The sequence below is a fragment of the Caulobacter hibisci genome (genome assembly GCF_016135805.1).
In the GTDB taxonomy this organism is placed as follows: Bacteria; Pseudomonadota; Alphaproteobacteria; order Caulobacterales; family Caulobacteraceae; genus Caulobacter; species Caulobacter hibisci.
This window is the reverse complement of sequence record NZ_JADWOX010000001.1, coordinates 448,988-465,557: the sequence shown is the minus strand read 5'-3', so window position 1 is coordinate 465,557 and position 16,570 is coordinate 448,988. Positions and strand designations below refer to the sequence as shown.

14 protein-coding genes are annotated in these 16,570 nt (G+C 69.7%); 6 read left to right on the top strand and 8 right to left on the bottom strand.

Translation table 11 applies throughout. The annotated features are described in order from the left end of the window. Nucleotides 1-118: 118 nt before the first annotated feature. Nucleotides 119-2,179 carry an ATP-binding protein gene (locus I4Q42_RS02300; RefSeq protein WP_332873006.1) on the top strand — a complete coding sequence of 687 codons (2,061 nt, stop codon included), beginning with the start codon at nt 119-121 and terminating at the stop codon, nt 2,177-2,179. Nucleotides 2,180-2,336: 157 nt separating this feature from the next. Continuing rightward, nucleotides 2,337-2,864 (top strand): hypothetical protein, encoded by a 528-nt coding sequence (locus I4Q42_RS02295; RefSeq protein ID WP_198574437.1) that lies wholly within the window; start codon nt 2,337-2,339, stop codon nt 2,862-2,864. Between the two features lie 30 nt (nt 2,865-2,894). Here the strand turns inward: I4Q42_RS02295 and I4Q42_RS02290 are convergent, their stop codons facing one another. The 5 genes from I4Q42_RS02290 to zwf all read right to left on the bottom strand — a co-directional run bounded on the left by I4Q42_RS02290 (nt 2,895) and on the right by zwf (nt 9,139). Next, entirely contained in the window at nt 2,895-3,914 is a 1,020-nt protein-coding gene (locus tag I4Q42_RS02290; protein ID WP_198574436.1) for a LacI family DNA-binding transcriptional regulator, read from the bottom strand. Nucleotides 3,915-4,148: 234 nt separating this feature from the next. Further along, nucleotides 4,149-5,138, bottom strand: a complete 990-nt coding sequence (glk, locus tag I4Q42_RS02285) for a glucokinase (RefSeq protein ID WP_198574435.1) — start codon at nt 5,136-5,138, stop codon at nt 4,149-4,151. 17 nt (nt 5,139-5,155) lie between these two features. Beyond that, nucleotides 5,156-6,967: a phosphogluconate dehydratase gene (gene edd / locus I4Q42_RS02280; protein WP_198574434.1), complete on the bottom strand. Its 1,812-nt coding sequence runs from the start codon at nt 6,965-6,967 to the stop codon at nt 5,156-5,158. Nucleotides 6,968-6,971: 4 nt separating this feature from the next. After that, nucleotides 6,972-7,673 (bottom strand): 6-phosphogluconolactonase, encoded by a 702-nt coding sequence (gene pgl / locus I4Q42_RS02275; RefSeq protein ID WP_408611031.1) that lies wholly within the window; start codon nt 7,671-7,673, stop codon nt 6,972-6,974. Beyond that, complete coding sequence (zwf, locus tag I4Q42_RS02270) at nt 7,673-9,139, bottom strand: glucose-6-phosphate dehydrogenase (protein ID WP_198574433.1); 1,467 nt, start codon at nt 9,137-9,139, stop codon at nt 7,673-7,675. Before zwf ends, pgl begins: the two co-directional genes overlap by 1 nt. A gap of 201 nt (nt 9,140-9,340) precedes the next feature. Here zwf and I4Q42_RS02265 point away from each other — a divergent pair, with 201 nt between their 5' ends. Continuing rightward, nucleotides 9,341-9,853 (top strand): GNAT family N-acetyltransferase, encoded by a 513-nt coding sequence (locus tag I4Q42_RS02265; RefSeq protein ID WP_198574432.1) that lies wholly within the window; start codon nt 9,341-9,343, stop codon nt 9,851-9,853. Nucleotides 9,854-9,982: 129 nt separating this feature from the next. On the opposite strand, the gene I4Q42_RS02260 is transcribed toward I4Q42_RS02265, so the two are convergent. The 3 genes from I4Q42_RS02260 to I4Q42_RS02250 form a co-directional block, all read right to left on the bottom strand. After that, the gene (locus I4Q42_RS02260) at nt 9,983-10,132 is read right to left on the bottom strand and encodes a hypothetical protein (protein WP_198574431.1); all 150 of its coding nucleotides are present in this window, start codon (nt 10,130-10,132) and stop codon (nt 9,983-9,985) included. A gap of 64 nt (nt 10,133-10,196) precedes the next feature. After that, the gene (locus I4Q42_RS02255) at nt 10,197-11,093 is read right to left on the bottom strand and encodes a transglutaminase family protein (protein ID WP_198574430.1); all 897 of its coding nucleotides are present in this window, start codon (nt 11,091-11,093) and stop codon (nt 10,197-10,199) included. Between the two features lie 256 nt (nt 11,094-11,349). Then, nucleotides 11,350-12,018 (bottom strand): TetR/AcrR family transcriptional regulator, encoded by a 669-nt coding sequence (locus I4Q42_RS02250; protein WP_198574429.1) that lies wholly within the window; start codon nt 12,016-12,018, stop codon nt 11,350-11,352. Nucleotides 12,019-12,208: 190 nt separating this feature from the next. Here I4Q42_RS02250 and I4Q42_RS02245 point away from each other — a divergent pair, with 190 nt between their 5' ends. From I4Q42_RS02245 to I4Q42_RS02235, 3 genes are read left to right on the top strand one after another with little or no spacing between them, the layout of a single operon-like run. Beyond that, nucleotides 12,209-13,897, top strand: coding sequence for an MFS transporter (locus I4Q42_RS02245; protein WP_198574428.1), 1,689 nt, complete (start codon nt 12,209-12,211; stop codon nt 13,895-13,897). Beyond that, nucleotides 13,894-15,024 (top strand): HlyD family secretion protein, encoded by a 1,131-nt coding sequence (locus I4Q42_RS02240; RefSeq protein ID WP_198574427.1) that lies wholly within the window; start codon nt 13,894-13,896, stop codon nt 15,022-15,024. The genes I4Q42_RS02245 and I4Q42_RS02240 overlap by 4 nt, the downstream gene beginning before the upstream one ends. Next, the gene (locus I4Q42_RS02235; RefSeq protein ID WP_232792777.1) at nt 15,024-16,394 is read left to right on the top strand and encodes an efflux transporter outer membrane subunit; all 1,371 of its coding nucleotides are present in this window, start codon (nt 15,024-15,026) and stop codon (nt 16,392-16,394) included. The genes I4Q42_RS02240 and I4Q42_RS02235 overlap by 1 nt, the downstream gene beginning before the upstream one ends. The last annotated feature ends 176 nt before the right edge of the window (nt 16,395-16,570 follow it).

Genomic DNA, 16,570 nt, shown 5'->3' with positions numbered 1-16,570 from the left:
GTCCGCCCATAAATTGCGGATCCCGGCGCCCCCCTTCACCTTATAGGCGTGCATCTGCGCGAATTTGCTCGCGATTTCGATCGAGTTCAGTGGGTCGAGGACGAGCGTCTTGAGTGCAGTGAAACGATTCGAGGGCGAGCCTCGCCAGACGCGCCTGCTACTGGCGCTGATCGTCACCTACGCCGTCGTGATCGGCTATTGCGACCTGCTCACCCGAGGGCCGTCCGGCATGGCCTCGCTGTGGCCCTGCAACGGCGTGCTGGCCGCCGGCCTGCTGATGCTGACGCCGGGCCGCGCAGCGATCCTGTTCGCCGTCAGCGCCATCAGCCATCTGGTGCTCGACACCATCGGCGGCACGCCGCCGGCCATGACCGGCCTGTTCACGTCGCTGGATTCCATCGAAGCGGTGCTGATCGCCCTGGTGCTGGGCCGCGTCTATGGCGGCCCGCCCCGGCTGAAGACCCTGCGGCGCGCCCTCACCGTGGTCGGCCTCGCCCTCCCCGTCAGCGTCGGCCTGGCGGTGTTCGGCGCCTTCGCCAGCGAGCCGATGCTGCACGTCCCCCTGCACGTGCTGATCAAGAACTGGCTGTTCATCAACCTGCTGGGCATGACCGTCGGCCTGCCCGTCACCCTGATCCTGTTCGATCCCGACATTCCGCACGGCTTCGAGCGGTCGCCGTGGGAGAAGCTCGCCTGCTACCTGGCCGTCGCCGTCGGCGCGGGGCTGGCCTTCGGCCGCCCGGGCCACACCTTGCCGTTCCTGGTCTTCCCGGTCGGCGTGCTGGCCGCCTTCAGGCTGGGTCCCAAGGGCGCGGCCTGGGCGACGGTGATCATCGCCGCCATCGCCGCGCCGCTGAACGTGCTGGGCCTCACCGCCGAGGCCGCGACCCGCGCCCAGGCGTCTGAGCGGATGCACGCCCTGCAACTGCTGATCAGCGCCCTGCTCTTCACCTGCATGACCGCAGCCCTCGCCCTGGCCAACCAGCAGCGGCTCAAGCGCCTTCTGGTGCGCCGCCAGGGCCTGGCCCGCAAGGCCCAGGCCCGCGCCCAGGCCGCCAGCCAGGCCAAGACCGAGTTCCTGGCCACCATGAGCCACGAGATCCGCACGCCGCTGAACAGCGTGCTGGGCTTCACGCGCCTGCTGGCCGACCGCGACGACCTCGCCCCCGAGGCCCGCCGCCATGTCAGCCTGATCGACGGCGCCGGCGGCGCCCTGCTGACCCTGGTCAACGACGTGCTCGACTTCTCGCGGGTCGAGGCCGGCCGGGTGGAGCTCCAGATCGCCCCGGCCAGCGCCGAGGCCGTGCTGCGCGACGCCGCCGCGATCGTCGCCCAGGACGCCCAGGCCAAGGGGCTGGCGCTGGATATCGAGGTCGCCGGAGAGACCGGCCGCCATCACGGCCTGGACGCCGCCCGCCTGCGCCAGGTGCTGCTCAACCTGCTCAACAACGCCGTCAAGTTCACACCGGCCGGCCGCGTGACCGCGCGCCTGTCGGTCTCGGCCGGCGCCGGAGCCGACGCCCTGCGGGTCGAGGTCAGCGATACCGGCATCGGCGTGCCGCCCGAACTGCGCGACCGGCTGTTCCAGCGCTTCTCCCAGGGCGACAGCTCGGTCACCCGCGCCTTCGGCGGCGCGGGCCTGGGCCTGGCGATCAGCAAGGCGCTGGTCGAGCTGATGGGCGGACGCATCGGCATGATCGCCCACGCGGGCCAGGGCTCGACCTTCTGGATCGAGCTTACGGCCCAGCCCTGCGAGGCGCCGGCGCCCGCCGCCGACACGGGCTTGGAGCGCACGGCCGCGGCCCGCATCCTGCTGGTCGACGACCACCCGATGAACCGCGAGATCGGCGGCGCCTTCCTGACCGTGGCCGGCTGCGAGGTGGTCACCGCCGAGAACGGCCTGCAGGCGGTCGAACTGGCCAAGGCCGGCGGCTTCGACATCGTGCTGATGGACATCCACATGCCGGGCATGGACGGCCTGACCGCCACCCGAGCCATCCGCGCCCTGCCCGGTCCGGCCTGCGCCGTGCCGATCATCGCCATGAGCGCCGACGCCCTGCCCCAGCAGATCGCCCTGTGCCGCGAGGCCGGCATGGTCGACCACGTCGCCAAGCCGATCCAGAAGGAAGTGCTCTACGCCAAGGTCGACGCCTGGCTGCGCGAGGGCGCGGCGGTCTAGGCCGCCGGCCGCCCTTCCGAAACTCAAACCCTCGTCATCCGAAAGTTCGCGGTCTACCCGACCTATCGTTGGGCCGCACGCAAATCACCACATGGTTGAATTATTCAATAACTCACTCAGTGGGCGACCTAAGCTCTAGCTTTCAGAGGAGGGTGAAATGAAACTGTTACCCCTTTTGGTGCTTAGCGTATCAGCTCTGATGACCTCGGGATGCGCTGGCACCCTCTATCAGGTGTTCAACCGTCCAGTGACCTCGGACCACCTCGACACGGACAAAGGCCCCAATAAGCTCAAGACCGTTTCGGGTGATCGAAGACTAGTGCGCGCCGCTCGCGTTCTAGGATCCAACGGAGAAATTAAGGCGTACATTATTTGCGCTGAAACCCAGGCGGACGCCATATCGGCTCGATCAGCGAAAAGCGACCTATCCGTCAAATCTGGGCAGGCTTTGAAGGAAGAATACTCAGAGCTACTCTCAAAAACCGTGGAAAGATCCGAAGTATCGGACGTCGTCAGGCAGCTTTCCTGGCAGATATGTAACGCTCAAATGAACGGGTATCTGCAAAACGGATCTTACGAAAAGATGCTCGGCTCCATAATCGACCGAGCCTTTACGACGCTCGACGAAAAGGGCAAGACAACGACACAATCGAACACTGGGAAGCCTGGCACGGGGTCGCAATAGACCTCGATCTATCGCCTCAAGCTGGAAATTTCAGACCGCCGGCCCCGTCGACTCCCGCACCACCAGATCGAAGTCGAGCAGGCGCGAGGGCGGCGAGGAGCCCTCGTCGACGCGCGCCGCGCCGCTCAGCAGCAGGTCGGCCGCCGCCGCCGCCATGGCCTGGATCGGCTGGCGCACCGTGGTCAGTTGCGGCCACACCACCTTGGCGCCGGGCGTGTCGTCGAAACCGGCCACCGACAGGGTCTCGGGCACGTTCAGCCGCAGGCGGTTGGCCACGGCCATGACCCCCAGAGCCATGTCGTCGTTGGAGGCGAAGATGGCGGTCGGGCGGTCCTCGCCGGCCAGCAGCACCTCGGCCGCCTCGAAGCCCGAGCGGAACGAGAAATAGCCCTGGGCCACGCGGTCGTCGCGCACCGCCAGGCCGTGCTCGGCCATGGCTTTCGCATAGCCGTCATAGCGCAGGTGGGCCGCGCCGTGGTCGGGGTGGCCCTTGATGAAGGCGATGTCCTTGTGGCCCAGCTTGATCAGGTGGGCGGTCATCTCATAGGCGGCGGCCACGTCGTCCATCCGCACATAGGCCGAGCGGTCGAGATCCTTGTCGGGCGAAAGCCGCACATACGGCACGCCCTCGGCGTCCAGCACGGCCAGCACCCGGGCGTCGTCGCAGACCGGCGGGGTCAGGATCACCCCGTCCATGCGCAGGGTGGCCAGCATCGGCGCCACCTGCTCCTCGACGTCGCCGGCCGAGTCGAGCGGCTCGACGATCAGGTGATAGCCTTCCGTCCGGCAGCGTCCGATGGCGCCCAGCTGCACGTCGGTGACGTAGGCGGGGCTGGGGTTGTCGAAGAACACGCCGATCAGATAGGCCTTCGAGCCCGCGAGGCTGCGGGCCGAGATGTTGGGCCGGTAGTTCAGCGACGCCACCGCCTCCTGCACCCGGTCACGAGTGTCGGCCTTGACGTTGGGCTCGCGGTTGAGCACCCGCGACACGGTCTTGATCGATACGCCCGACAGGCGGGCGACGTCGTGGATCGTAACCTTGGCGTTCAACTAGGGGCCTCGCGCGGCGTGATTCAGCCTTCAAGCGAGACAACAGGCCATGACAACCTTGTCAAGGCGACCCCTTTTTGGACGGGGGTGCTGAAAACGGAGGTTTTGGGAGCGCGCCTCGTGCCGGAAACCTCGTCCTTCGACGGGCTCAGGATGAGGTTTCTATACGTCCTGAATGCTGGCCATGGTCCTCACCCTGAGCTTGTCGAAGGGCGAGGACCACGCACAGAATCCCTACGAAATCGAAGCCTGCCCGTCCGGCGTCATCGCCACCGCCGCGCCGATCAGGGCGGTGTGGGGATGCAAGATCACGTGGGTCGGGATGGCCTTCACATAGTCCGACAGCCGGCCCTTGGCCTCGAAGCGGGCGCGGAAGGCGCTGGCTTCCAGCAGGTCGACGATCCGGGGCGCGATGCCGCCGGCGATGAACACCCCGCCCCGCGCGCCGAGCGCCAGGGCCAGATCCCCCGCCGTCGAGCCGAGAATGGCGCAGAACCGCTCGACCGTGGTCTTGCAGCATTCGCGGCCGGCCACGGCGCCTTCGGTGATGGCCTTGGCGGCCAGCTCCTCGACCGGACGGCCCTCGATCTTGGCCAGCAGGACGTGCAGGTCCTCCATGCCCTGGCCCGCCAGGATGCGCTCGACCGACACGCGGCCGTACATCGCCTGCAGGCCGCGCAGGATCTCGATCTCGAGGTCGTCGACCGGCGCGAACGAGATATGGCCGCCCTCGGTGGTCAGGGGCGTGTCGCAGCCATGGCGACGCACCATGCCGGCGGCGCCAAAGCCCGTGCCCGGGCCGATGATCGCCAGATCCCCTTCGCCCGAGGTCGGCAGCGGGCCAAGCTGGCGCAGGTCCTTCGGCGATAGGCGCGGCGCGGCCAGGGCCTGGGCCGTGAAGTCGTTGATCAGCCGGGCGTTACGGAACCCGCCCGTGCGACGCAGGCTGTCTTCCGACAGCTTCCAGTCGATGTTGGTGAAGTGAACGGCGCCATGCTCGATCGGGCCGGCCACCGCGACCACGGCCTGGTCGGGGTGCTTGACCCCCACCTTGGCCAGGTAGTCCTCGATGGCGTCCTCGGCCGTGTCGTAGTCCGCGCCCTTATAGGCGGTGGGCTCGATCAGCCGGGGATCGGGACCGTCGAAGTCGACCAGGGCGAAGCGGGCGTTGGTGCCGCCGATGTCCCCGACCAAACCCAGACCATTTGCGTTGGCGCCGTTCATTGGGTTTCCCGTTCCCTTTATGCAAACAGCACGGAGGCGCCGGCGTCGGCGGCGCCGACTCCGTGTCGCATCCAGCCGAAAAGTTCGCGCCCGAAGCCCGGCTTGGACGCCGGGACTGGTGCAGGCGTGCGGGCGAGGAGTTCGGCCTCGTCCACATGGATGAAGAGCTCGCCGGTCTCGGCGTTCATGGTGATGACGTCGCCGTCCTGGACGTAGGCCAGCGGCCCGCCCTTGGCGGCTTCCGGCGTCACGTGGATGGCGGCCGGCGTCTTGCCCGAGGCGCCCGACATGCGGCCGTCGGTGACTAGGGCCACCTTGAAGCCGCGGTCCAGCAGCACCGAAATCGACGGCGACAGGTTGTGCAGCTCGGGCATGCCGTTAGCCGACGGGCCCTGGAAGCGCACCACCACCACGACGTCGCGCTCAAGCTCGCCGCGCTTGAAGGCGGCGATGAAGTCTTCCTGCTCCTGGAACACCGCGGCGGGCGCGGTGATCACGTGGTGCTCGGGCTTCACGGCCGAGATCTTGATCACGCCGCGACCGAGGTTGCCGGCCAGCAGCTTGAGGCCGCCTTCCTTGCTGAAGGGGTTGTCGACCGGGCGCAGGATGGCCTCGTCGAGCGAGACCTCCGGGCCTTCGCGCCACTTCAGCTCGTCGCCGTCCAGGTAGGGCTCCTGGTGATAGTTCGACAGGCCGGGGCCGGCGATGGTCAGCACGTCCTCGTGGGCCATGCCGGCCTTCAGCAGTTCGCGCACCACGAAGGCCATGCCGCCGGCGGCCTGGAAGTGGTTCACGTCGGCCGAGCCGTTCGGATAGACCTTGGCCAGCAGCGGCACGGCCTTGGAGATGTCGTCCAGGTCTTCCAGCGTCAGCAGGATCCCCGCCGCCCGGGCCATGGCCACGATGTGCAGGGCCAGGTTGGTCGAGCCGCCGGTGGCCATCAGGCCGACGACGCCGTTGACCACGGCCTTCTCGTCGATCACCCGACCGACCGGGATCCAGTCGTTGCCCTTGTGGGTGACGGCGGCGACGCGGCGGGCCGACTCCTTGACCAGCGCGCTGCGCAGCGGGGTGTTGGGATGCACGAAGGCCGAGCCCGGCAGGTGCAGGCCCATCAGCTCCATGAGCATCTGGTTGGTGTTGGCCGTGCCGTAGAAGGTGCAGGTGCCCGGGCCGTGATAGCTGGCGCTTTCGGCGGCCAGCAGCTCGTCGCGGCCGACCTTGCCCTCGGCGTAGAGGGCGCGGATGCGGGCCTTCTCGGAGTTCGGAAGACCGGACGTCATCGGACCGGCCGGCACGAACACCGCCGGCAGGTGGCTGAAGGCCAGGGCCCCGATCACCAGGCCCGGCACGATCTTGTCGCAGACGCCCAGATACATGGCCGCGTCGAACGCGTCGTGGGTCAGGGCGACGGCCGTGGCCATGGCGATGACGTCGCGCGAGAACAGCGACAGCTCCATGCCCGGGCGCCCTTGCGTGACGCCGTCGCACATGGCCGGCACGCCGCCGGCGAACTGGGCCGTGGCGCCGACCTCGCGGGCGGCCTCCTTGATCAGCGCCGGATACTCTTCCAGCGGCTGGTGGGCCGACAGCATGTCGTTATAGGCCGAGACGATGCCCAGGTTCGGCGCGTTCGGATCCAGCGCCCGCACCTTGTCGGCGGCCGGCGAGGCGGCGAAGGCGTGGGCCCAGTTGGCGCAGGACAGCTTGGCGCGGCCCGGCTGGGCCAGGGCGGCGGCTTCCATCTGGGCCAGATAGGCCTCGCGGGTCGGGCGGCTGCGCTCGACGATGCGCTGGGTGATTTCGGCGATGACGGGATTGAGGGCCATCTGACTACTCCGCCCAGAGAATGCGGACCGGCACGCGGTCCTGATCGAGAATCCTGGCCACCGGCAGGCTCGGATCGACCGGGCCTTCCAGCAGCTTGCGCTTGGCCTCGCCCGTGACGAGCAGGACGATCAGCGACGTTTGAATCAACGCCTTGAAGGTCAGGCTGATCCGAGGAAGGTCCGGGGCCGGCTCGCCTTTCGGCACGGCCAGCACCAGACGCTCGGTCTCCAGGTCCAGACCCTCGGACAGAACCGGGTTGCCGGGGAACAGCGAGGCGAAGTGGCCGTCGCCGCCGACGCCCAGCAGGGTTACGCCGAACGGCAGGGCCTCGGCCACGCCGGCTTGCGCCGCGTCGGCCGCGGCTTCCGGCGAGGCCGGGTCGGCATAGAGCGGCGCGAAACCGGCCTTGGCGGCCTCGCCCTGCAACAGCGAGCGGCGCACGAGGCCCTCATTGCTGCTCGGGTCCGAGGCGGGCACGAAGCGCTCGTCGGTCAGGGTCACCGTCACCTTGTCCCAGGGCAGGGTCAGGGTGGACAGGCGCTGATAGACCGGCTCGGGCGTGCTGCCGCCGGTGGCGGCGAAGCCGGCCTTGCCGTGGCTGGCCACCGTGGTGGTCAGGGCGTTGGCCAGGGTCGAGGCCGCGGCGTCGTACAGGGCGTCGCGGGTCGGGAAGACTTCGATCTTGGGCATGTTGCGCGCACCCATCACGATTTCCAGGCCCGGCCCTGCGGCGCGATCAGCGAGGCGGCGCTGGGCGGACCCCAGGTGCCGGCGGCATAGGGCGCCGGCTCGATGCCGGCCTCGGCCCAGGCCTTGGCCACGCCGTCGACGAACCGCCACGCGGCCTCGACCTCGTCGCGACGGACGAACAGGGTGCGGTCGCCGCGGAAGGCGTCCAGCAGCAGCTTCTCGTAGGCGATCCGGCGACGGCTGCCCGGGGCGGCCATGTTCAGCTTCAGCGACAGCGACTGCAGCCGCATGCCCTCTTCCGACAGGCCCGGACGCTTGGTCATCACGCTCAGCGAGATGTCTTCTTCCGGCTGCAGGTCGATGACCAGGCGGTTGGCCTGCATCTCGCCCTGGGTCACCTGGCCGAAGATGTTGTGCGGCACGGGCTTGAACTGCACGACGATCTGGGTGCGGCGGTCGGGCAGGTTCTTGCCGGTGCGCAGGAAGAATGGCACGCCGGCCCAGCGCCAGTTGTCGATGGCCACCTTCATGGCCACGAAGGTCTCGGTCTTGGAGCCCTTGCCCACCTCGTCGAGATAGCCCGTGCGGGCCGTGCCCTCGACCACCCCGGCCACGTACTGGCCGCGGACGGTGTCGTGCGCCACGTTCTCCTTGTCGAAGGGCCGCAAGCTGCGCAGCACCTTGACCTTCTCGTCGCGCACGGCGTCGGGGTCGAAGCCCGACGGGGCCTCCATCGCCACCAGGCACAGCAGTTGCAGCAGGTGGTTCTGCAGCATGTCGCGCAGGGCGCCGTACTCGTCGTAATAGGGCCAGCGGTCGCCGACCTTCTCGGTCTCGGCGATGGTGATCTGGACGTGGTCGATCGAGTTGTGGTCCCACAGCGGCTCGAACAGCACGTTGGCGAACCGCAGGGCCGTCAGGTTCTGGACCGTCTCCTTGCCCAGATAGTGGTCGATGCGGAAGATCTGGCTCTCGTCGACCACGGCGCCGACGGCGGCGTTGGTGATCTTCGAGCTCTCGAGATCGCGGCCGATCGGCTTTTCAAGGATCAGGCGCGTCGAGGGGCCGGTCAGGCCGGCGGCCTGCAGCGCCAGGCAGGCGGGTGGATAGAGGCTGGGCGAGACGGCGAAGAACACCACCAGCGAGTCGTGCGCGCCGATCTTGTCGGCCAGGGCCTGAGCCCCCTCTTCCTTGGTGATGTCGACCGAGAGGTAGTCGAGGCGGGCGGCCAGGCGCTCCCAGGCGGCCTCTTCGACATTGGCCCGCTTGCCCAGGTGTTCGCGCACCAGCTTGCGATAGCTGGCCGCGTCGTGATCGCCGCGGGCGACGCCGAAAATCTTCAGGTCGTGCGGCAGCAGCCGGTCGACTTCCAGGAAATACAGCGATGGCAGCAGCATGCGCAGGGCCAGATCGCCGGCGCCGCCAAGCAGCACCAAAACCTCGCGGCCCGTTTCGCCGTTCTCGGTCTTTTTCTTGGTCACTTTTCGTCCACCCTATGACAACGTTGTCATGACACGCCCGTGCGCGCTTGGCAAGCACGCGGTCGACCAGGCCCCTTGGGCGACCGGTAGCGCGGCCCCTACCTAGGCGGTTTGTCGGCCGGTCGCCATAAGACCAATCGCTTTTCGAAAACGCGCGACGGCGCTTGTCCGCCCCGCCTTTTTCGAGGCATCACCTGCGCCATGAGCACGACCCTGCGCCGCGCCGTCGCCGAAGACGCCCCGATCCTGTCCGCCCTGGGGGCGCGCACCTTCACCGAGACCTTCGCGCACCTCTATCCGCCCGAGGACCTGGAGACCTTCCTGGCCTATGCCTACGGCCTGGAGCGCACGCAGCGCGACCTCGCCAATCCCGACAAGGCCTGCTGGATCCTGGAAAAGGACGGGGACGCGATCGGCTACGCCCTGGCCGGCCCCTGCGACCTGCCCCACCCCGACGTCCAGCCGGGCCATGGCGAGCTCTACCGAATCTATGTGCTCAAGGCCCACCAGGGCGGCGGCGCCGGTTCGCTGCTGCTGAACACAGCCCTGGACTGGCTCGAACAGGACGGCCCGCGCCCGCTGTGGATCGGCGTCTGGTCCGAGAACTACGGCGCCCAGCGCCTCTACGGCCGGCTGGGTTTCGAGAAGGTCGGCGAATACTTCTTCCCGGTCGGCCGGGTGCAGGACCTGGAGTTCATCCTGCGGCGGGGGTGACATCCATTTCTGAAAGTCATCGCCCGGCTTGTCCGGGCGACCCAAGCGGCGCGTCAGTATGGAGCCAACTCAGCTTGGGTTGCCCGCATGAAGCGGGCGATGACAGCTGAGAGATGGAGACCGCCTCGCTCAATGCCCCGGACGCGGCTCGAACGATCGCTTCTCGTCCTTCAGCTCGACGCATTCCTTGGCCGGCTTCTGGCCGTGCTGGGCCTTGGGTTCCGACTTCGAAAACGCGAAGTCGGTCATCGGCTTCTGGTGCTGGAACATCTTGATCATGGCGACGCCTCCCATCTGCAAGTCTTAGTCTGCGCGCCCTAACCGCGCGTCTCGTTGATCTTCCTCAAGCCGCCTCGCACAGCCCGTCCAGCTGCTGCACGTCGACGACGACGCTGAGTTCGGAAAGTCCCGGATCGCCGATCACCGTGCCCGAGACCGGCAGAGCCTCGGCCGGCGTGCGGGTGGCGGCCACCCGGATCAGGTCCTCGGATTCGGCGATGCCGTTGGTGGGGTCGAACTCGGTCCAGCCCAGGTCGGGCAGGAACACCTCGCACCAGGCGTGGGTCGCGCCGGCCCCGCGGATCTTGCCGCCGCCGGGATTCTGGCCATGGCCGGGGCTGTACAGATAGCCGGTGGCGAACACCGCCGCGTAGCCCAGCCGCCGCAACGCCTCGACCATCAGCCAGGCGAAGTCGCGACAGGTGCCCACGCCGCGCGCCACGGTCAGGGCCGGGCTCTGGGTGCCCTCGGCCGCGCGGGCCTGGTACTCGAACTGGTCGTGGATCGTCGCATTGAGCCGCAGCAGGAAGTCCAGCGCCGGCTCGTCGGGCCGCTCCATCTGCTCGCGCAGCCAACGCAGCATCACCCGGTCGGCGTCCTCGGTGGCGGGACGGATGAACGGGTCCAGCACCGCCCGGTCCTCGCGGCCGTAGACGATCGGCGAGACGGTGTGTGGGTCGGCCACCGCGGAGTCGGTCAGGGGCGCGGGAAAGCGGTCGATGACCAGGCGGCTGGTGATGGTCAGGTGGTTGGCCTTGCCCTCCGGCTGGAAGGTGCAGACGCAATTGCCGTTGGCGTCGTACGACCAGCGCCTCTGCCCCGGCAGCGAGGTGGCCAGCGAGGCCTCGACGATGCGGATGGCATGGCTGTCGCGCGGCCGAATCAGCAGCCGATGCGGCCCGAACGCCACCGGGCGCTCGTAGCTGTAATGCGTCTCGTGAGTGATGCCGAGCCGAGCCATGGGGCCACCTTAACCCGCTGACACGACGAACGTTCCTCACATACCAGTGATTCGTGCAGGTGATCGGAATGGGTGGTGGTGCGCGTTTCGCAAACCCTCTCCCCCTGTCCGCCCGTCATTCCCGCCCTTGTGGCGGGAACCCCTCTGTCAGCCGCAAGGGAGGTAGGGGCGGATCGCCAGCGATCCGCTTGCGCGGCACGTGCGGGCGGAAACAGGGTTTCCCGCCACAAGGGCGGGAATGACGGGACAAAAGGCTTCAGGCCGCGAACCCGGCCTCGGCGAAGCTCAGCATCCGCTCCAGCAGGGCCACCACGTCCGCCTCGCTGGTCTGGCCTTCCGACAGCACGTTCAGCCGGTCGAACTCGGCGAAGCGGTTGTTGTGCAGCATGCCCAGGGTGAAGTGCAGCCGCCAGTAGACGTCTTCGGCCGACAAATCAGGCCGCGCCTTCAGCAGGGCGTCGGAGAAGCGGCGCAGGTGCGAGACGTCGGTCTTCAGCACGGTGCGGATCTCGTCGGTGCCCTCGCTGCGGGCCCGGATCAGGAACTGCAGCGAGATGCGGCGCTCGTGGTCGGGCGCCAGCCAGCGCAGCGGCGGGGTTAGCAGGGCCGCCAGGATCTCGCGCACCGGCGGCGCGCCCTCGTTCCGATCGTTGGCCTCGTGCAGCATCTTGGCCCGCTCGCGATTGAGCTCGGCCGTGCGCCGCTTGAAGATGTCGAACAGCAGGGCGTCCTTGGAGCCGAAGTGATAGTTCACCGACGCTAGGTTCACGCCCGCCGCGGCGGTGATGTCGCGCACCGAAACGTTCTGGAAGCCGTGCAGGGCGAACAGCCGCTCGGCGGCCGTGAACACCAGGTTCTTGGTGACGGCTTCGGTTTCCCCCGCATCAGCCTCGTGGCCGGCGGCGATCTCGGTAGACGGACTCAAGACTTCAATCCCCTTTACCCCTAGGGAACCCTTACAAGCGTTTGATTTCGGCGCAAGCATCAAGATGCGCCGCCGACTGAGGAAATTCATTCAAGACCCGCAGCAAAACTGCGGCGAGTCTCCCGTCACACGATATTTGACCGCCGTCGCGGGGCGTCCCACAGTGCCGTCGTCAGCATCATGAGGCGCGATGCCCCAGCACGGCGAGACGATCGGCCAGACCCCGGATTGGCTGCCGCACGAGCGGCCGCTGCTGCCCGGCTCGCCCTCGACGCCGGACTTTCCCCTGCCCTTCCGCATCATTCACGGCCTGATGGCGCTGCTGATCGGGATCACGGGATCGCTGGGCACGGCGCTGATCTCGGTCAACCTGCCGGCCATCCAGGGCTCGCTGGGCCTCACCCCCACCCAGGGCGCCTGGCTGACCACAATCTACGTGATGACCAACATCTCGATGAACCTCTTGCTGGTGAAGTACCGCCAGCAGTTCGGCATCCGCCGGTTCGCCCTGGTGTTCCTGACCCTCTACACGGTCGCCGCCTTCGCCCACCTGGCGCTCGACAACTACCCCATGGCCCTGGCCCTGCGGGCGATCAGCGGCGTCGGCGCGGCCGCCCTCACCGCGCTCGCCATGTTCTACATGCTGCAAGCCTTCCCGGCCTCGTTCCGGATGGGGGCGCTGGTGCTGGGCGTGGGCGTCTCGCAGCTGGGTTCGCCCCTGGCCCGGGTGATCTCCACCGGTCTGCTCGACGCGGCCTACTGGCACGGCCTCTACGCGCTGGAGGCGTGCCTCGCCGCCGCGTGCCTGGCCGCCGTGCTGCTGTTCCGCCTGCCCCAGGGCGTGCGCATCCACGTCTTCAAGCGGACCGACGCCCTGACCTTCGGCCTGCTCGGCGGGGGCCTGGGCCTGATCGTCGCCGTGCTGGGCCTGGGCCGCATCGTCTGGTGGTTCGAGGCCCCGTGGCTGGGCTGGTGTCTGGCGGCCGCCGTGGTGATGATCGCCGTCGCCTCCCTGGTCGAGCACGGCCGCGTCCACCCGCTGATCGACACCCGCTGGGTGGCCACCGCCGCCTTCCTGCGTTTTTGCCTCAACGTCGCCCTCGTGCGGGTCATCCTGTCCGAGCAGAGCGTCGGCGCCGCCGGCCTGATGAACGCCCTGGGCCTGGCCGCCGAGCAGCAGCGCTGGCTCTACGGCGTCGTCCTGGCCGCCACGGCCGCCGGCGTCGTGGTCAGCGCCGCGACCCTCAACCAGAAGACCCTGGCCCCGCAGTTCCTGGGCTCGATTCTGCTGATCGCCGTCGGCGCCTTCCTCGACGCCCGGGCCACGGTGCTGACTGCACCCGTCGACCTGTTTCTGAGCCAGGCCCTGCTGGCCTTCGCCGCCGCCATGTTCCTGGGGCCGGCCTTCATGTTCGGCATCGGCCAACTGCTGACCCGGGGCCTGGGCTCGATCATCACCTTCTCGGTGATGTTCGGGGTGGCCCAGAACCTCGGCGGCCTGTTCGGCGCCTCGCTGCTGGGCACGCTGCAGACCGTCCGCGCCCAGCATCACGCCGTCTATCTGGCCGAGCACCTGACCGGGTCCGATCCCGCCGTCGCCGCCACCTTGCAGGCCTATGGCGGGGCCTACGCCGCCACCCAGGGCGACGCCGCCTTCCGCGCCGCCGACGGCGTCGCCCTGCTGACCCAGCAACTGATCCAGCAGGCCAATATCCTGGCCTTCAACGACGTCTTCCGGGTGATCGGGATCATCGCCGTCGCCCAGTTCTTCTATGCCGCCCTGCTGTTCGTGCTCCTGGCGCTGCGTAACAAGCGAACGGCCGCCCAATCCCCCACGCCTTCCCCGACACCTTCAAAGCCCGCTTCGGAACCCACATGACCGACGCCGCCGACCCGCCGCCCCCGAAGTCGCCCCAGCCGGAGGACCGCGCCGCCGCGGCCGCGCCGCCGCCCTCTCGCCCGCCGCCGCCGGGCGTGCGCGCCATCGTCGTGACGGCCCTGGTCACCCTGGCCCTGGTGCTGCTGATCCTGTTCCTGTGGAAGCTGCCGCCCTTCGCCGGGACCGTGCAGCGCACCGACAACGCCACCGTCCGCGGCCAGGTCACCGTCGTCGCGCCCCAGCTCAGCGGCTACGCCGTCAAGGTGCTGGTCCAGGACTTCCAGACCGTCCGCGCCGGCCAGCCCCTGGTCGAGATCGACCGCCGCATCTACGCCCAGCGCCTCGACCAGGCCCAGGCGACCCTGGCGGCCCGCCAGGCCGACCTCGCCAACTCCGCCCAGGCCCAGGCCTCGCGCCAGGCGGCCCTGGCCAGCCGCCACGCCGACATCGGCTCGGCGGAAGCCCAGCTGGAACGGGCCCGCGCCGACATGGCCCGCGTCGCCGACCTGGCCACCGACGGCTCGGTGTCCCTGCGCGAGCGCGACCAGGCCCGCGCCGCCCTGCGCGCCGCCGAGGCCCAGGTCGTCTCGGCCCGCGCCGGTCGCGACATCGCCCAGCAAGACATCCGCTCGGTCGGGGTCTCGCGCCAGGGGCTGGAGGCCGCCGTCGCCGCCGCCCGCGCCGCCCTGCGCCTGGCGGAGATCGACATGGACAACACCCTCGTCCTCGCCCCGACCGACGGCCAGCTGGGCCAGATCGGCGTGCGCCAGGGCCAGTACGTCACCGCCGGCACGCAGCTGGTTTCGCTGGTGCCGCCCCGGCGCTGGGTGATCGCCAACTTCAAGGAGCGCCAGGCCGGCCGCATGCGCCCCGGCCAGGTCGCCTATGTCACCGTCGACGCCTTGGGCGACCAGCGCTTCCGCGGCCGCATCGAGCAGATCTCGCCGGCCACCGGCTCGGAGTTCAGTATCCTCCCGGCCCAGAACGCCACCGGCAACTTCACCAAGATCGCCCAGCGCCTGCCCGTGCGCATCGTCCTCGACCCCGGCCAGCAGGATCTCGCCCGCCTGCGCCCCGGCATGTCGGTAGAGGTCGAGGTCGACACCGCCGGCGGGACCCGACGCTGATGCGGCCCGCCCTTCCCGTCCTGGCCGCCGGCCTGTTGCTGTCGGCCTGCGCCACGCCCGGCCCCAGGACGACGCCGCCGCGCGAGGCCGCCCTGTCGCCGCCGCCCGTCTGGCGCGCCGATTCGCCGGCCGGGCCGGACGCCGTCTCGGCCGACTGGTGGAAAGCCTTCGGCGACCCGCGCCTGTCCGACCTCATCGCCGCCGCCCTCGTCCGCAACGCCGACCTGGGCGCGGCCGAGGCCCGGGTGCGCGAGGCCGAAGGCCTGGCCGCCCAGGCCCGCGCCGCCTTGCTGCCGTCGATCAACGCCACGGGCGGGGTGCAGAAGCAGCGCGAGCTGTCGGCCTTCGGCGTTCCCACCGAGCCCCTGGCCGCGCAAGGCCAGCTGCAGGCGGCCTACGAGATCGATCTCTGGGGCCGCGTGCGGGCCAGCGACGCCGCCGCCCGCGCCAGCCTGCAGGCCAGCCGCTACGCCCGCGACGCCGCGAGGCTCTCGGTCGCCGCCGCCGTCGCCCGGGCCTATGTGTCGCTCGCCTCGCTGGACGCCCAGCTGGCCACCGCCCGCGCCACCCTCGCCTCACGCCAGGAGGCCGAGGGCCGCGCCCGCCGCCGGGCCGAGCGCGGCGTCACCTCCGACCTCGAACTGCGCCAGGCCCAGGGCGAGCTGGAAGCCGCCGCCCAGCGCGTCCCGGCCCTCGAACTGGCCGTCCGCCGCCAGGAGGCGGGCCTGGCCCTGCTGGTCGGCGACGCCCCCGGCGCCATCACACGCGGATCGCTGGACGCCCTGTCCATCCCCCAGCCGGCCGCGCCCCTGCCCGCCGCCCTGCTGGCCCGCCGCCCCGACATCGCCCAGGCCGAGGCCAGCCTCGTGGCCGCCGACGCCAGCCTGGACGCCGCCCGCGCCGCCTTCCTGCCGCAGGTGCGCCTGTCGGCGGCCGGCGGGGGGCTGAAGGTGCTGCACGTCGATCCCCTGACCACCTGGAGCCTGGGCGGCAGCGCCCTGGCGCCGATCTTCGACGGCGGCCGCCTGCGCGGGGCGTCCGACGCCGCCGCCGCCCGCCGCGACCAGGCCGCCTTCGCTTACCGCAAGGCGGCGCTCACCGCCTTCAACGAGGTCGAGAGCGCCCTGGAGGGCCAGGGCCGCCTGGCCGAGCAGGAAGACCACGCCCGCCGGCAACGCGCCGCCGCCGCCCGCACGCTGGAGCACGCCCGCAAGCGCTACCAGGCCGGCTATGTCAGCTATCTGGAGGAACTGGACGCCCAGCGCGCCCTGCTGGCCACGGACCTGGCCCTGTCGCAGGTCCGCGAGGCGCGCCTGCTGAACGCCGTGGCGCTATACCAGGCCCTGGGCGGCGGGTGGACGGAGCGGTAGAGCCCGCACCCCCTCTCCCGTCATTCCCGCCCTTGTGGCGGGAAACCCTCTGTCAGCCGCGAGGTGGATTGAAGCGGATCGCCAGCGATCCGCCGCCTCTTCACGTGCAAGCGGAACCAGGGGTTCCCGCCACAAGGGCGGGAATGACGGGAGGAAGAGGATCTACCCAGCCAGGC

Coding starts and splice junctions, on each gene's coding strand:
- I4Q42_RS02295 (WP_198574437.1), top strand. CDS start 2,337: ATGAAACTGTTACCCCTTTTGGTGCTTAGCGTATCAGCTCTGATGACC.
- pgl (WP_408611031.1), bottom strand. CDS start 7,673: ATGGGTGCGCGCAACATGCCCAAGATCGAAGTCTTCCCGACCCGCGAC.
- I4Q42_RS02235 (WP_232792777.1), top strand. CDS start 15,024: ATGCGGCCCGCCCTTCCCGTCCTGGCCGCCGGCCTGTTGCTGTCGGCC.
- glk (WP_198574435.1), bottom strand. CDS start 5,138: ATGAACGGCGCCAACGCAAATGGTCTGGGTTTGGTCGGGGACATCGGC.
- I4Q42_RS02240 (WP_198574427.1), top strand. CDS start 13,894: ATGACCGACGCCGCCGACCCGCCGCCCCCGAAGTCGCCCCAGCCGGAG.
- I4Q42_RS02245 (WP_198574428.1), top strand. CDS start 12,209: ATGCCCCAGCACGGCGAGACGATCGGCCAGACCCCGGATTGGCTGCCG.
- I4Q42_RS02265 (WP_198574432.1), top strand. CDS start 9,341: ATGAGCACGACCCTGCGCCGCGCCGTCGCCGAAGACGCCCCGATCCTG.
- I4Q42_RS02255 (WP_198574430.1), bottom strand. CDS start 11,093: ATGGCTCGGCTCGGCATCACTCACGAGACGCATTACAGCTACGAGCGC.
- I4Q42_RS02260 (WP_198574431.1), bottom strand. CDS start 10,132: ATGATCAAGATGTTCCAGCACCAGAAGCCGATGACCGACTTCGCGTTT.
- edd (WP_198574434.1), bottom strand. CDS start 6,967: ATGGCCCTCAATCCCGTCATCGCCGAAATCACCCAGCGCATCGTCGAG.